This is a genomic window from Rhizobium indigoferae (assembly GCF_034554815.1).
Taxonomy (GTDB): domain Bacteria; phylum Pseudomonadota; class Alphaproteobacteria; order Rhizobiales; family Rhizobiaceae; genus Rhizobium; species Rhizobium leguminosarum.
Genome location: NZ_CP140639.1, coordinates 110,844 through 124,642, shown reverse-complemented (window position 1 = coordinate 124,642; position 13,799 = coordinate 110,844). Strand labels below are relative to the sequence as shown.

Sequence of the window (13,799 nt, the reverse complement as noted above, 5' to 3'; positions counted from 1 at the left end):
GATTACGGTTTGTCGTTGCGTTCGGGAGGAGGTTTCGGTCCGCTATGACCGCCGCGCTGTTGATCGAGCTTGGCGTTGGCCAGTCCGAGAATCGACCCCGCATAGGCGCCGGGAGAGCCGATTGCCTTTTCCTTCGCGGCAGATCCGGCTGCTTGCGCGCCGGAAGTGAAGCTCGCGCCCACGCCGCGAAGAGCAGCACCTCCAACGGATGAACCGCCAGCTCGTGCGGCTTGCGCGGCCGCAAACCCCGCGCCTGCAGCGCCGGCGGCGAGGAAGCCAGCACCGGCGGCAAAAGACGCCGCTTGCCCGCCGTGGCGGATCGCTTCCATGCCACCGGAAACCGATGCGCCCTGGACGACGCCCTGGATGATATTCGGCACGTACATGGCGATGATGAAGACCACGACGGAGATACCGGCGGTGGCCAAGGTGGTGACAAACTGGTCGGAGGATGCGGTCGGGGCATTGGCCAGACCCAAGAGGACCTGCGACCCGATCTTGGCGATCATCACCAAGGCCATGAGCTTCATGCCGACGCCGAAGGCGTAGACGAGATAGCGGACGGCAAAGTCTTTGGTGAAGGACGAACCACCCAGCCCGAGCATGATCATACCCGCGAGCAAGCCGACATACATCTCCGCCATCACCGATACGAAAATCGCGGCGACGAGCGAGAAGCATATGACCACGACGCCCATGGCGAGAACGGCGGCAATCGCGAGGGCGTTATCCTCGAACACACCGAACTGCGCCTGTTGGGACATTTGCGAGGCGACGCGGATGCCGGCATCGAACACTTCGGCGGGCGAGGCCGAACCACCGCCGGCGCCAATTTGGAAGAGGCTGTCGACCACAGCTCGCGCAAAGGTCGGACCTTGGGTCAGAACGAACGCGAAGAACCCGATGAACATGATCCGCCGCGCCAGCTCAGCAAACCAGCTGTCCAGTGAGGCCGACTGGATCGCCAACCAAACGGCCGCAATGCCGATCTCGATCGTTGCAAGGATCCAGAACAGGGATTTCGCCGCCTCCATGATGGTGGTCTCCCACCCCTTAGCAGCAGACGAGACCTGGTTTTCCAGTTCCGTGAGGACCTGTCCCTCCTGCGCGAATGCGGGAACAGCATAGGCGAGCAAAAAGAGACCTGTAATCAGGAACGAGCGTGCGACAGTTACCTTCACCATCTTGGGCGCATCTCCTGACCTTCCTTGATCGGCGGCAGCTCCTTGCTAGAGCCGAAGAATTTTTCCCTGACGGCGCGTTGCTCCTCGGTGAGCGCAGGTTTGCCTGTGTTTCGGGAATTGAGGATCAGCGCTGTCGCGACAGCGGATGCGGCGGCGATAGCCAGCAGCAAGGCGATCAGGACCGGGCGGCTCACCAGCGCGGCTCCATTTTCTGGCCTTCCGGAACGCTCTTGACCTCGGCATTGAAGAATTTTTCCCGCCGCGCCTGCGCGAGGTCCTTGTCGGTCTGCTCCGTCTGAAGCCAGGTTCCCATCATTGTCATCTGTTGGGAGACCAGACCGCGAAGCTTCTGCATCTGGGCAACCTGCTGGGCGGCAATCTCGTGTCCGACCTGCAAAGCCTTCATCTGCCCGTCGGCCGTTTCGGACATCGACCGCAGCGAGGACATTGTGTCTTCCTCGCTATCGAACTGTTCGGCCGTGAGGCTCGCCCCTTTCAGCGAGCTGGCGATCGTGTCACGGTTGGTGTCCGACCAGGACTGGTAGGTTGAGGAGAACGTCGCGTTATCAGGCAAATTCGTCTTCAGATCGGCATAACTCTGAAAGCGCTGCTGAAGAACGTCGTCCGCATTCCCCATCGAAAAGGCGATGCCCTGCCCCTGGTCGACGATACTGCGCAGTTGGTTGAGATCGCTTTCGACCTGCCCCCAGATATGATCAGGAAGCTGCGCGGTGTTTTGCAGCATGTTTTCGTAGATCTTGAGCTGGTTCTGGATCTGCTCTGCAAGTTGGCTGATCTGCGTCAGCTGATTGTCGACTTGGATGCCGGAGCTTTTCATGAGGTCCACGAGCTGCGCATTGTTGGCGAGCTGCGTCCATTCCGTCGCAGCACCGGTGGCTGTACCGGCATACACTGAGCCTGCAGCGCCGATCGTGAGAGCTGCGGCCGCCAAGCAGGCGAGCCATCTATTTGAGTAGCGATGCGGCATCGTGAACTCCTCTCGTTTCAAGCCAGTGGACCGGCCAGTCGCGGCCATGTTCGGATTTCAGTGCGCGGATGCGTTTGAGGTCCTCTTTGCCCGACGCGCCGACAAAGCTCAGCGCGACTGGCCCAAGCGACATGTCGAAGAGCCGCCGGCCTTCCGGTGTGGCGACGTAGTATTCGCGCTTCGGCATGGCGGTAGCGACGATCTCGACCTGCCGCTCGTTGAAGCCGATGCGCTCGTAGAATTCACGCGTCCCCGACTCGCGTGCGGCGCCGTTTGGGAGGCATATCTTTGTCGGGCAGGATTCCTTTAGTACGTCTATGATCCCGGACCGCTCGGCATCGGAGATCGATTGGGTCGCAAGGACGACAGCGCAGTTCGCCTTGCGCAACACCTTCAGCCACTCGCGAATTTTGTCACGGAACACAGGGTGGCCGAGCATCAGCCACGCCTCGTCAAGCACGATCAGACTTGGCGACCCATCCAGCCGCTTCTCGATCCGGCGGAACAGGTAGGTCAGCACTGGCACGAGGTTACGCTCGCCCATATTCATCAGTTGCTCGATCTCGAAGGTCTGGAAGGCGCCAAGCGTGAGGCCATCCTCTTCCGCATCGAGGAGTTGGCCCATCGGGCCATCGACGGTATAGTGATGCAGCGCGTCCTTGATCTCGCGCAGTTGCACGCCGCTGACGAAATCCGAGAGCGAGCGACCGGATGCGCTCGTCATCAGCCCGACCTGCCGAGAGATGGCGTTACGATAATCGGGTGTGATGGTAACGCCCTGCAAGCCGACCAGCATCTCGATCCATTCCGTCGCCCAAGCCCGATCGGCATCACTTTTGAGTTCGGACAATGGGCAAAAGGCCAGCGTCCTCCCCTGGTCCGAATTGTCGCCGCCGATCTCATAGTGATCGCCGCCGGCTGCGAGCGTCAGGGGCAGAAGTGAACTGCCTTTGTCAAAGGCGAAGACTTGCGCATTTTCGTACCGGCGAAACTGTGCGGCGATCAGGGCGAGCAAAGTCGACTTGCCAGAACCGGTCGGCCCGAAGATCAGTGTGTGGCCGACATCATCGACATGCAGGTTCAGACGAAAGGCTGTGGAGCCGCTCACAACCTGCATCAAGGGCGGGGAATTCGGTGCGTAAAAGGGGCATGGCGCGACTGGGTTTCCGGACCAGACCGAGTTCAGCGGGATCAGGTCGGCGAGATTGCCGGTGTTGATCAGCGGCTCACGGATGTTGCAATACCAGTTGCCCGGCAAGCTGCCGAGATAGGCGTCAGTGGCATTGAGCGTTTCGATCCGCGCACCGAAACCTTCCGCCTGGATCAGCCGCCGGATCGCTTCGGCCTTCTCCTGGAGTGCTTCGCGGTCGCTGTCGAATAGCACGACCACCGGTGTGTAATAGCCATAGGCAACCATTTGCGACGAGGCCTGTGCGATCGCATCCTCCGTCTCGGCCACCATGGTCATCGCGTCCTGGTCGACGGATCGACTTTGTGTCTGGAATATCTGGTCGAAGAACGGCCGGACTTTCTGCTGCCATTTCTTGCGTGTGCGTTCGAGCTTTTGTCGGGCTTCCTCGGCATCAAGGAAGATGAAGCGCGATGACCACCGATAGGTGAGCGGCATCAGGTCAAGGCTGTTCAGAATGCCCGGCCAGCTTTCGGCCGGCAGACCGTCGATCGCAACGACGCCGAGGAAACGATTTTCGACCTTTGGCGTTAGTCCGTGTTCAAGCTCTGCGGTGGCGATCCAGTCGAGATACATGGGAACATCGGGAAGGCGGATTGGATGGCTTTCGCCGGTGGTGCAAAACCGGGCGAACTGGAGGAGCTCGTCATATCGGGCAATCCTCTCCCCTCCCCTTTCGACCGTTTCGCGGGTTTCCATTCGTCGGATCGAAAGTGTGTTAGCAAAATACTGCTCAAGCTCTCGCACCGCGTTCTTGAACACGAAGAGTACCGTGTCCGCGTAGGACTTCTTCCGGCTTTCCTCGTCCGAATAGATGTATTTGCTGAGAGCAGTCTTCTTGGACTCGAGTGGCCGGTAGGTCAGGATCAGCGCATGCTTGCTCTCGAAATGCCCCTGCTCGCGTGCGAAATGTGTGCGCCGCTCGGCATCGATCGCGCGGGTCACTGGGTCCGGGAAATGGCAACGGTCTTCCGATGGATAATCGACTGTCGGTATGCGGATCGCCTCGACCTGAATCATCCAGCCACTTCCAAGCCGAGACAGAACGGCATTGATCTGCCGCGACAGCTCGTTGCGCTCGAGGTCTGTCGCGCTTTCGGAGTCCGGGCCAGCGAAGTACCAGCCGGCCATCAGGCTTCCGTCCTTCAAGAGGAGGACACCATTGTCGACGAGGCCGGCATAGGGAACGAGATCGGCAAAGGATGGGACGGTCACCCGGAAGCGTTTGAGAGCTACCATGGCCGCCTCCTCAATACCGCCGCCACGGCGAGGCGGTCGCCTTGTAATAAGGCTTGTAGGAAATGTGCCTGATATAGACCTGCCGCATGAGCGGATCCGACTTGGCCATCATTCTGAGCGCCCCGACGATGACGATCCAGATGGCTACACCGAAGAGCGCAGAATAAACCGTGAGAACCACGAAGATCAGGATCACGGCCGCAAGGCCGGTTATCAGCACCAATTCACGGTCCGCGCCCATTAGAAGGTTCGGGCGCGAGAGGGCACGATGGATGCGATTGCTTCGCAAGCCGGACACGGACTTAGCCATGAACTCGCTCCCCTTCCCCGTTCGAACCAATTGACGTGACCTGCTCGTCGGTCAGTCCGATCGAAGCGCCGGTCGCACCGAACAGGCCGACGATGTTGGTGGCGCCGAGCAGGATGCCGGCGACGAGAACGACGTACACAAGGCGCCGCGCGAAATCGTTCAGCTCACCGCCGAAGATGAGCATTCCGCCCGCGATAGCCACGGCTGCAAGCGCGATTGCGCCCGCAACCGGGCCGGTGATCGACTCCTGGATCTGCTGCAGCGGCCCCTCCCACGGAAGGCTGCCGCCGGAACTGGCAAGCGACGGCGCGACCGAGGCAAGTACGATGGGCGCCGCCAAGAGTGCTACGGCGATGAATGCGTGCTTACGCGACATGGCGCGACTCCTGTTTTTCGGTGAGTTGATCGGATTCGATCTCATATTGTCCGTTGATGAACCGCTCGACTTGGATGATGTCGCGAACAAGCCGGCCGCGCGGCGTCCGCTCGATCGAGATGACCAGGTCGACGGCCTCTCCGATCACCTCGTGCATCGGCTGCTGGCTTGCCTCCGCCGTGAGTTGTTCAAGACGGCGCAGCGCTGACATGGCAGTGTTTGAGTGAATCGTCGCCACACCGCCAGGGTGGCCAGTGTTCCAGGCCTTGAGCAGTGTCAGGGCTGCGCCGTCGCGGACTTCGCCGACCACGATCCGGTCTGGACGCAAGCGCATGGTGCTCTTCAAGAGCCGGGCCATGTCGATCGAATCGCTGGTATGGAGGAGAACGGCGTTTTCGGCCGCGCATTGGATTTCCGCGGTATCCTCAAGAATGACGAGACGATCCTGGGGCGCAGATTTGACGATCTCGTGGATGACCGCGTTCGCTAGCGTCGTCTTGCCCGAGCCCGTTCCCCCGGAAATGATGATGTTCAGCCTCGTGGAAATGGCACTGCGGATCGTTGCGGCTTGGTATTCTGTCATCACGCCGGCGCAAATATAGTCTTCGAGCGGAATGAGGCGCGCTGCCCGGCGACGAATCGTGAAGGCAGGCTTGGTGACAACGGGGGGCAACAGCCCCTCGAAGCGGTGGCCACCGATCGGCAGCTCGCCGGAGATGATTGGTTGTTCTGTGTCGACCTCTGACCCAAGCGCGTGCGCCACTGTCCCAATGACCATCTCCGCGGCAGCGGATGACATCTCGCCGGCGGGCGCAACGCCGTGACCTAGCCGTTCGATGAATAATTTGCCGTCCGGATTGAGCATGATTTCGACGACGTTCGCGTCGTCCAGGGCAACACAAAGCTGATCGCCGAGCGCCTCCTGAAGTTTGCGGACGAGCCGAGGGTGAGAGCGAAGCTGGTTCACGGATTTCTCCTTAGGCTGCCCGGCTGACAGGGGGCGAGTTCAGAACGGTAGTTGGAGGGACGGAGCCTGAGGAACTTCTCTGCGTCGGCGGCCAGTGTGCCTGCTACGGCCATCGTCACGCCAATCTTCTTGGGTTCGCCCAAACGCTGCAGCGGCCATCCGACGCGAGCGAGGATTCGCTCGAACCTAAGATCGGTCACCGTGACAATCTCGGTATAGCCATTAGCCATGCACCATTCGATGATCCCAGCGAACATGGTCAGCGTGGCTTCATGAACCGAGCCGTCCCTCCCCTCCGCAAGTGCCGTGTCGACGCAGAAGCGAGAACTCTCAATCATCGCGGCATGACCGTTGAGTTGACCGTCTGGGAGAAGCGACGAGAAAATGTCGGCCACCATTGTCGGTCCAAGCGCAGGAAGAAGCCTCGCGCACCCCGCCAATTGGCCGGTCTCTGCGATGGCGAGAATATAGGTCGGCCGAAGCGCGTCGAAACGATCGGACTCGCACCCCGCCGTTACATCGACTTCCCAACCCAGGCGATCGGAAAAGACCCGAGCACGAAGCTGGTAGTGGATGTGTAGGAGATGCGCCTCTTGGATCGTCCGGGGTGTTGAGAGCGCGAGAGCCTGCATGATTTTTCTCCGTCGTTGTTGGTCGGCGGAAATCAGCACAGTTTGGAATCGGAGGGCAGTTGTAGGATTCAACATGCACGTAGCGAGGTGAGTCGCGGTTCATGAGTGGTGTGGCGCTACAGAACCGCCTAATCTACTTGCTGCTACACTGTTCGGATTTGTAGGATTCACAGGAGAACATTCCGGGATCAGCGAGCCGGGCATTTGAGGCTAACTCCCGGAGCGGAAAAGAAAAAATCCGAACAGCCTTATGCAGATTGTCCCCGGTCGTTTACCTTTTGTTAACCCTAAACCTCTGGACCAGGTTGGAGAATCGTGTTCTATTTTTGGCGGGCAATGGCCGGTAAACCGGTGAAAAGCCGCCAAGAGGGACAGATGGCGATAGCAAACCGAGTAGAAGCAAGTGTTGGCTCAAAGGAAGATGCCGGCAGCAAAATCATGCGCCATGCCGGGCTTCTGTCCGGGCAATTGCAACAGCTCAGAACTCGTATGTATCCGCCAAAATCGGAAAAGACCCTGCGTCCCTTTCTGACCAACGAAGTGTCGAAGCTGACGTCTATACCCGATTCCACCCTGAAGCTCATGTCCACCGAAGGACGAGGGCCGATTCCCAGTAGGCTGGAAAATAACCATCGCGTCTACACGCTGGACCAGATCAATGAACTGCGTGAATTGTTCGCGATTCAGAAACCTGCAGACGCCTTGCGGTTCCTTCCTCGTCGTCGTGCGGGCGAGCACCTCCAGGTTCTTGCCATAGCCAACTTCAAGGGCGGCAGCGCGAAGACGACAACCTGTGTCCATCTTGCCCACTATCTCGCCCTTCATGGGTATCGCGTCCTCGCACTCGACCTGGACCCGCAAGCATCCTTGTCCGCTTTGTTCGGTGCTCAGCCAGAAATTGACGTCGGGTCGAATGAAACGATCTATGCCGCTTTGCGTTACGATGACGCCGAGCGTCGTCCCATCCGCGATATAATTCGCAAGACATATTTCGATAGCATCGACCTCATTCCTGGCAATCTCGAGGTCATGGAGTATGAGCACGAAACGCCACGGATCTTGGCGAACAAGGGCAACTCCGGCGCAATCTTCTTTGAGCGACTGAAACTCGCCCTTTCGGAAGTCGAGGCGGACTACGACATCGTGATTCTCGACACTCCGCCGTCCCTCGGCTTTCTGACGTTGAGCGCAATATACGCCGCGACTAGCATGATCATTACGGTCCACCCGGCCATGCTGGACGTCGCGTCGATGAGCCAGTTCCTTCTCATGATGGGGGATCTGATTAGTGTTCTGAACGAGAGCGGCGCTCAGTTGGACCAGGACTTCATTCGGTATCTGGTTACACGACACGACCCCAATGACGCGCCACAGTCGCAAGTCGTTGCGATGCTTCGGCACTTGTTTGGCTCGGATGTGTTATTGCCCACTGCCATTGAAAGCACCGCTGTGGAAGCAGCCGGTTTGGCGAAACGCTCGGTATACGAGCTCGAATTGGGACAGATCGGACGCGATACTCACAAGCGTGCCCGCGAGGCGGTAGATGCTGTGAACGAGGCGATTGTTCGCCTGGTCAATGATTGCTGGGGGCGGACATGAGCAAATCCCCTCGCAAGTCGATTGTCGCGAGCTTCGGGTTGCTTTCCGCAGAGCTCGAGAGCGATCAGGCTGCGGATCAACAGCAGCCGTCGCAGGCCCCTGCCCCGGTTCCCGGAAATCGTGTCGGAGCAGGTGTAATCGGTGCTGCTCACCGAGCAATCGACGACATTCGGACAGAGCGAGATCGCTTGAAGGCTATCGTCGAGTCGGGCGGTGGTGCGGTTCGCGAGTTGGATCCGTCGCTCATCGACCCTTCCCCTTATCCGGACAGACTGCCGGACGATGACGCAACAAGCTTCGAGGCGTTCAAGCGATCGATCGAGACTGAGGGGCAACAGGTTCCCGTCCAGGTCCGCAAACACCCCTCGTCCCCAGGTCGCTATCAGATCGTCTACGGTCATCGACGGTGGCTCGCTGCCAGGCAGCTTGATAGGCCTGTTCGCGCTCTCGAAGTCGAGATTTCCGACCTCGACCTAGTTCTTGCACAAGGCATCGAAAACGCTGGTCGCCAAGACCTCACCTGGATCGAGCGCGCGCTGTTTGCCTCCCGAATGGATGATGCGGGGATCAAGCCTCGGCACATCTACGCTGCGCTTTCGATCGAGGACGCAGAACTGGCTCGGATGAGGAGTGTCTACAGGATCATTCCCGCGGACATCATTGAGGCCATTGGGCGGGCGCCAAAGATCGGGCGGCCACGTTGGCTGGATCTTGCCAAGACGGTTGCGGGCGACGCGGGAGCGCTCGATGCACTGCGGGCGGTACTGGTTAGGAAGGGCGAGACGGCCGAGACCTCTGATCAAAGGTTTCAGCGTGCGTTGAACGCCATCAAGCCAGCATCGACGGATCGTCGGGCGCCAAGTCCGATTACAGACAAGAGCGGAACGAAGCTCGGCGCCTTGTCGATGTCCTCGAAAGAGGTTCGAATTTCGGCCGAGGGCACACTCGGGATTGAATTTTTGAAGTTCGTTGAGGCGGAGCTCCCAGCGCTTACTGAGCGCTTTGCCCGCCTGCGAGAAAACGAGAAACCCTGACAGTTGTCAGGGTTTCATAGTGAAGGAAAGAAGCAGCAAAAGAAAAAGGCCCCCAAACGTTGCCGTCGTGGAAGCCTCTCTCAATGTGTGACAACTAGAGAATCGCATTTCCCCGAATCACAGTCAAGAGTTTTTGGCACCGTAATTTGGTGAGCAGGTTTCTTTTGCCTTTTTGAAGGTGAAGAAAATGGAGATTGGAAGTGTGACGACGCCCTTTGGGCGGCGGCCGATGACGCTTGCCTTGGTGAGGCGGCAAATCGAGACGAGTGAGATCAAGCCAGGTAAGACCGCGGACAAATGGAAGGTGTTTAGGGCTGCTTCCGAAGCGAGGGAGTTGCTTGGACTGCAGGATCGCAGCCTTGCCGTCCTGGACGCGCTCCTGAGCTTTTATCCGGACACCGAATTGCGCCAAGACGCGCAGCTCATCGTTTTCCCGTCCAACGCTCAGCTCACACTTCGTGCACACGGCATAGCAGGTGCCACGCTTCGCAGACATCTGGCCCTTCTCGTAGAGGCGGGACTGATCGTGCGGAAGGACAGTGCGAATGGAAAGCGCTTCGCCCGGAAGGACAAGGCCGGTGCGATCGATAGCGCATTCGGCTTTGATCTGTCACCGTTGCTCATGCGAGCGGAAGAGCTTGCCGTGATGGCGCAACAGGTCGTTTCCGATCGCTTTGCCCTCCGTCGGGCGAAGGAAGATTTAACGATATGCCGGCGCGACGTTCGAAAGCTCATTTCTGCGGCGATCGAGGAAGGTGCGTCGGGCAACTGGGAAAGCATCGAAGCGATGTACATCGGTCTCGTGGACAGAATTCCGCGCTCCCCGACGCTCAGTGAGGTGAATTCAATCTTGGACGAGATGGAGCTCTTGCTGCAGGAGGTCATCAACATCCTGGAAATGCAGCAAAAAGACGAGAATTATACCACCAATGGTGACCATAATGAGTGCCACATACAGAATTCAAACACCAAATCCATCTATGAACTTGAACCACGCTCAAGAAGCGAGCCGGGCGCAAAGGCGGTGGACGATGATCGGCCGAAGCGGGAGCCAGTCCGCAATTTTCCGCTTGGTATGGTGATGCGGGCTTGCCCCGAGATCGCGATATATGGGCCGGGCGGTATGATCGGAAGTTGGCGCGAAATGATGGGTGCAGCGGTCGTCGTCCGGTCGATGCTGGGCGTCAGCCCGTCGGCCTATCAAGAGGCCTGCGATGTGATGGGGCCGGAAAATGCGGCAACCGCGATCGCTTGCATCCTCGAGCGGGCAGGGCACATCAACTCGCCTGGCGGATATCTCCGAGATCTCACACGCAAGGCGGCACGGGGCGAATTTTCTTTGGGGCGGGTTCTTATGGCGCTGTTGAGAGCGCATGAGCAAGGCGATAGGGCCGTCGGCTAGGAGCGGGCGATACGAAAAACCCTGACAGCTGTCAGGGTTTTGGTTCAAGGATACCTGGCGGCTCGCGCCTACCCTAATCCGCGGCCAGGCTAGGCGGATTAGGGTACTGCGGATGTTATTGGCAAAGTCGCCGGTTCCGACGGCGGTGGCCAAGAAAATTTGCGACTGAGATGATCGGGGAACCGCAGTGTGCCACTACTCTTCTGCAACATCGCATGGATGAAATACTATGGCGGGTGAGATCCAAAAGATACGCCAAAAGGGGCGGGGCTTCCCCAGGACCCAGGGCTACTGTGGCGAAGAGCTGAACTTTGTCGGCTGTGAAGATGGGTATGTTTACGGCCATTTCGAAACGATCAAGGGCGACGTCGACCGTCAGGTAAATATCGAGCGCCTTGGCGCACAGAGACGCGCGAATTTTCTAGACGGTGTCGACGTTGTATGGGCAGCCACGCGCTCGCAATGAGTTATGCGACTCAGACGAACAGAATCGGCTCATCGGCCTAGCGAGTTGAGTAACGGCGTCAGTGTTTCGCCACAATCCGCGGCTCGATTTCGCCCTAGATGTGAGAGGCGAGATACAATCAACCTGCCATGGAGCCGACATCTCGTCTCGATCATGCGGATACCCTTAACTTAACAGCCACCCACCGGCTCGTCCAATATACGCGTCACGGTCTTTCGCTGGGTCGGGGACCTCGATATCCAGCGCGCCGAGAAGCGTGCGCATGTTGGAGGCAATGAGATCGGCGAGCGGCTTCTGCCCGCCCTTGCCAACCCGGTCCAGGTGTCCGGCAAGCTTGTTTGCGACCTCTGTGGCATACCTTTTCGCAAGGCGTTGGCGCGCCGCGGCACTGGGAATGCCAACAGTCTTGAGGAAGAGATCAATATCTTCCTTCCGTATCTCGTCCAGAGTCGTGGCATCGCCAATTTTGTAGGCAAGTTCGTCGGTGAGTGTGTCGTCGAGACGCGTGGGGAGAATATCGTAGCGGGGTGAAGTACTGATCCCCCCGCCTGGCTCATGGAGAAGCGCGAAGTTCTTGGCGTGGGCATCGACGTTCCCGACGAACAGGTCAAAAAGCGTCGCTTGAATGAAGAGTTCTCTTTCGACAGCGGGATCGGAAGTCGCATCGAGAATCCTCCGGACCGCGTCGACATCAAAACGCCGACCGGGAGCTCCTCGCCGTTCGTATTTGAGTGCCGAGGGGAGGCCAAGGGCCTGCGCGAAGTCCTCCTGATGAATTCGGACGATGCGACCGTCTTTGTCACGAGCGCGATCGAACCGCGTGACCAGGAGCACGTTGACGCCGGCGATTGGGAGCAGTGAGACATCCGCGGTTGAAAACCCGATCTCCTGAGACAGTCGCATTGCCTCATACTCGAGAGACCCATCGTGGATATGGTCTTGGTCCGGAACTTTCAAAATGTGGGTCGTCGGCGCGCCAGAACTGGGCACGGGCTCGGCGAGAGATCCGTCGGGCAGGACAGTGAGAGCGATTTTGCTCTGCATGCCAGCAAGAGGGGAGGGGTCATCGGTACCCGCAGGCAATCGTCGTCGCTTGTGGAGCGACTCAACGATCGCGTCCAGTCGGTCGCCCTCGATCGGCTGGTAGTCTTTCTGATAGTCTCCGGGCACCTTGGTTGGAGGTGAGCCAACGGGTAGAACCGAGAGGGCGCCTGCGCAATCCTTGCCGAGATGAAACAACAAGCCCGCAATATCATCACGAGCAATAGCTTCGCGAGCCATGATGTCGGAGAGCGCGCCATCACGCTCCTGGAGCAGGTTGTCAAAGAAGGGCCGGGTGACGGCCTCTTCAAACGGCTCTGGTGTCAGGGGCAGGGAGAGAGACAGAGATATCGCGCCTGGTTGTGAGACATAAGCTTCGCTATAGGCGAATGCCAGACCGCCACGTTGATCTCGGACGAGAACTCCCACCGGGTCGGCGGAGGTGTCCAGGCGGACGTCGAGAGCTAGGGCTTCCATTACAGCAATCGGCCGCGCGCGATAAGAGATATCCCGGCCGCGCGAGCGACCTGGAGAACTTTTGCGAATTCCAGCGTCGGCTTGCCGTTTTCCAGTTCAGAGATAAACCGGCGTCCAACTCCTGCGAGATCTGCAAACTCCTGCTGCGACAATTTCCGGCGCTCCCGAAGGCGGCGGACCATGCGCCCAAGATCGCCGATGCTATCGAGTTGGACGTCCGCTTGTGTGAAGGCCTCTGGACTCGCTTTTGGCATGGCGAGCGGGGCATGCGCGGCTGGTTGGGCCGAGAGATCCGCCAATTGCTTTGGCAAGGAGGTCTTTATCTTTGCGGAGATATCTGGGAGGTTTAGATCTATCTTCGGCGATCCCTCGGTCAGTTTGTTGGTCATGTCCGAATGCTGCGTCAGCCGCCTGGCAATCTCGGATGCAGGCTCGATCGACTTCATAAGATCGGGGTTTGCATTCAAACTCTTACTGAGATTCTTTGAGGCTTGCGCGGGCGCGTCGATCGAGGCCAGCGTGCGGGCTAGCTCCATCGCCGGGGTGGCTTGGTCGACCAACTTCTGGATTTCACTCACTGAGTCGAACGATTTCTTAGGCAATTTCATCATCCTTTGCTCCCGAGCGGGAACATATCACCTTCATTGAATGATCACAAGCGGTCTTGCACCCTTACGGGAGCAAGACAAATTTTCTGTTACTGTACGGGAACATCGATGATCGTAGTTCGTGCGCACCGAAACCATTCGTTCCCGCTCGGGAGCAGCTTCCGGCGCCCTCCATAGGGCCGCGCGGAGCACGGCGCTGAGCTCTATTGACGATGAATTCGTTGTTTTCCGATGATTTGGCCATTCAATATAATGACAGGGACATCCGATCATCCAAAATTATCAGT

14 protein-coding genes are annotated in these 13,799 nt (G+C 58.7%); 4 read left to right on the top strand and 10 right to left on the bottom strand.

Features of this window, described 5'->3' with window-relative positions:
• Positions 1-2: 2 nt before the first annotated feature.
• Genes trbL through traI form a run of 8 tightly spaced genes read right to left on the bottom strand, consistent with a single transcriptional unit; the run spans position 3 to position 6,885 of the window.
• A complete protein-coding gene (gene trbL / locus U5G49_RS35860; protein ID WP_193444875.1) occupies positions 3-1,184 on the bottom strand; it encodes a P-type conjugative transfer protein TrbL in 1,182 nt (393 codons plus the stop codon).
• Positions 1,178-1,378 (bottom strand): entry exclusion protein TrbK, encoded by a 201-nt coding sequence (gene trbK / locus U5G49_RS35855; protein ID WP_193444876.1) that lies wholly within the window; start codon positions 1,376-1,378, stop codon positions 1,178-1,180. The genes trbL and trbK overlap by 7 nt, the downstream gene beginning before the upstream one ends.
• Entirely contained in the window at positions 1,375-2,172 is a 798-nt protein-coding gene (gene trbJ / locus U5G49_RS35850) for a P-type conjugative transfer protein TrbJ (RefSeq protein WP_193444877.1), read from the bottom strand. Before trbJ ends, trbK begins: the two co-directional genes overlap by 4 nt.
• Complete coding sequence (locus tag U5G49_RS35845; RefSeq protein WP_193444878.1) at positions 2,150-4,600, bottom strand: conjugal transfer protein TrbE; 2,451 nt, start codon at positions 4,598-4,600, stop codon at positions 2,150-2,152. The genes trbJ and U5G49_RS35845 overlap by 23 nt, the downstream gene beginning before the upstream one ends.
• Before the next feature lie 10 nt (positions 4,601-4,610).
• Complete coding sequence (locus tag U5G49_RS35840) at positions 4,611-4,910, bottom strand: conjugal transfer protein TrbD (RefSeq protein ID WP_193444879.1); 300 nt, start codon at positions 4,908-4,910, stop codon at positions 4,611-4,613.
• Positions 4,903-5,286, bottom strand: coding sequence for a TrbC/VirB2 family protein (locus U5G49_RS35835; RefSeq protein WP_193444880.1), 384 nt, complete (start codon positions 5,284-5,286; stop codon positions 4,903-4,905). The genes U5G49_RS35840 and U5G49_RS35835 overlap by 8 nt, the downstream gene beginning before the upstream one ends.
• Complete coding sequence (gene trbB / locus U5G49_RS35830) at positions 5,276-6,253, bottom strand: P-type conjugative transfer ATPase TrbB (RefSeq protein WP_193444881.1); 978 nt, start codon at positions 6,251-6,253, stop codon at positions 5,276-5,278. The genes U5G49_RS35835 and trbB overlap by 11 nt, the downstream gene beginning before the upstream one ends.
• Positions 6,250-6,885 carry an acyl-homoserine-lactone synthase gene (gene traI, locus U5G49_RS35825; RefSeq protein ID WP_193444882.1) on the bottom strand — a complete coding sequence of 212 codons (636 nt, stop codon included), beginning with the start codon at positions 6,883-6,885 and terminating at the stop codon, positions 6,250-6,252. Before traI ends, trbB begins: the two co-directional genes overlap by 4 nt.
• Positions 6,886-7,221: 336 nt before the next feature.
• Here traI and repA point away from each other — a divergent pair, with 336 nt between their 5' ends.
• The 4 genes from repA (at position 7,222) to U5G49_RS35805 (ending at position 11,386) form a co-directional block, all read left to right on the top strand.
• Entirely contained in the window at positions 7,222-8,484 is a 1,263-nt protein-coding gene (repA, locus tag U5G49_RS35820) for a plasmid partitioning protein RepA (protein WP_193444890.1), read from the top strand.
• Positions 8,481-9,518, top strand: coding sequence for a plasmid partitioning protein RepB (repB, locus tag U5G49_RS35815; RefSeq protein WP_193444891.1), 1,038 nt, complete (start codon positions 8,481-8,483; stop codon positions 9,516-9,518). The genes repA and repB overlap by 4 nt, the downstream gene beginning before the upstream one ends.
• 187 nt (positions 9,519-9,705) lie before the next feature.
• Positions 9,706-10,920: a plasmid replication protein RepC gene (repC, locus tag U5G49_RS35810; RefSeq protein WP_193444883.1), complete on the top strand. Its 1,215-nt coding sequence runs from the start codon at positions 9,706-9,708 to the stop codon at positions 10,918-10,920.
• Positions 10,921-11,149: 229 nt separating this feature from the next.
• Positions 11,150-11,386 (top strand): hypothetical protein, encoded by a 237-nt coding sequence (locus tag U5G49_RS35805; protein WP_193444884.1) that lies wholly within the window; start codon positions 11,150-11,152, stop codon positions 11,384-11,386.
• 165 nt (positions 11,387-11,551) lie between these two features.
• On the opposite strand, the gene U5G49_RS35800 is transcribed toward U5G49_RS35805, so the two are convergent.
• Positions 11,552-12,904 carry a HipA domain-containing protein gene (locus U5G49_RS35800; protein ID WP_193444885.1) on the bottom strand — a complete coding sequence of 451 codons (1,353 nt, stop codon included), beginning with the start codon at positions 12,902-12,904 and terminating at the stop codon, positions 11,552-11,554.
• Positions 12,904-13,515, bottom strand: coding sequence for a type II toxin-antitoxin system Y4mF family antitoxin (locus U5G49_RS35795; protein ID WP_193444886.1), 612 nt, complete (start codon positions 13,513-13,515; stop codon positions 12,904-12,906). Before U5G49_RS35795 ends, U5G49_RS35800 begins: the two co-directional genes overlap by 1 nt.
• Positions 13,516-13,799 lie beyond the last annotated feature (284 nt).

Excerpts from the sequence above, each read along its gene's own strand:
- trbL (WP_193444875.1), bottom strand. The coding sequence starts at position 1,184 with ATGGTGAAGGTAACTGTCGCACGCTCGTTCCTGATTACAGGTCTCTTT.
- U5G49_RS35840 (WP_193444879.1), bottom strand. The coding sequence starts at position 4,910 with ATGGCTAAGTCCGTGTCCGGCTTGCGAAGCAATCGCATCCATCGTGCC.
- U5G49_RS35800 (WP_193444885.1), bottom strand. The coding sequence starts at position 12,904 with ATGGAAGCCCTAGCTCTCGACGTCCGCCTGGACACCTCCGCCGACCCG.
- trbJ (WP_193444877.1), bottom strand. The coding sequence starts at position 2,172 with ATGCCGCATCGCTACTCAAATAGATGGCTCGCCTGCTTGGCGGCCGCA.
- U5G49_RS35835 (WP_193444880.1), bottom strand. The coding sequence starts at position 5,286 with ATGTCGCGTAAGCACGCATTCATCGCCGTAGCACTCTTGGCGGCGCCC.
- repC (WP_193444883.1), top strand. The coding sequence starts at position 9,706 with ATGGAGATTGGAAGTGTGACGACGCCCTTTGGGCGGCGGCCGATGACG.
- U5G49_RS35805 (WP_193444884.1), top strand. The coding sequence starts at position 11,150 with ATGGCGGGTGAGATCCAAAAGATACGCCAAAAGGGGCGGGGCTTCCCC.
- U5G49_RS35795 (WP_193444886.1), bottom strand. The coding sequence starts at position 13,515 with ATGATGAAATTGCCTAAGAAATCGTTCGACTCAGTGAGTGAAATCCAG.
- traI (WP_193444882.1), bottom strand. The coding sequence starts at position 6,885 with ATGCAGGCTCTCGCGCTCTCAACACCCCGGACGATCCAAGAGGCGCAT.
- repA (WP_193444890.1), top strand. The coding sequence starts at position 7,222 with ATGGCCGGTAAACCGGTGAAAAGCCGCCAAGAGGGACAGATGGCGATA.
- U5G49_RS35845 (WP_193444878.1), bottom strand. The coding sequence starts at position 4,600 with ATGGTAGCTCTCAAACGCTTCCGGGTGACCGTCCCATCCTTTGCCGAT.
- repB (WP_193444891.1), top strand. The coding sequence starts at position 8,481 with ATGAGCAAATCCCCTCGCAAGTCGATTGTCGCGAGCTTCGGGTTGCTT.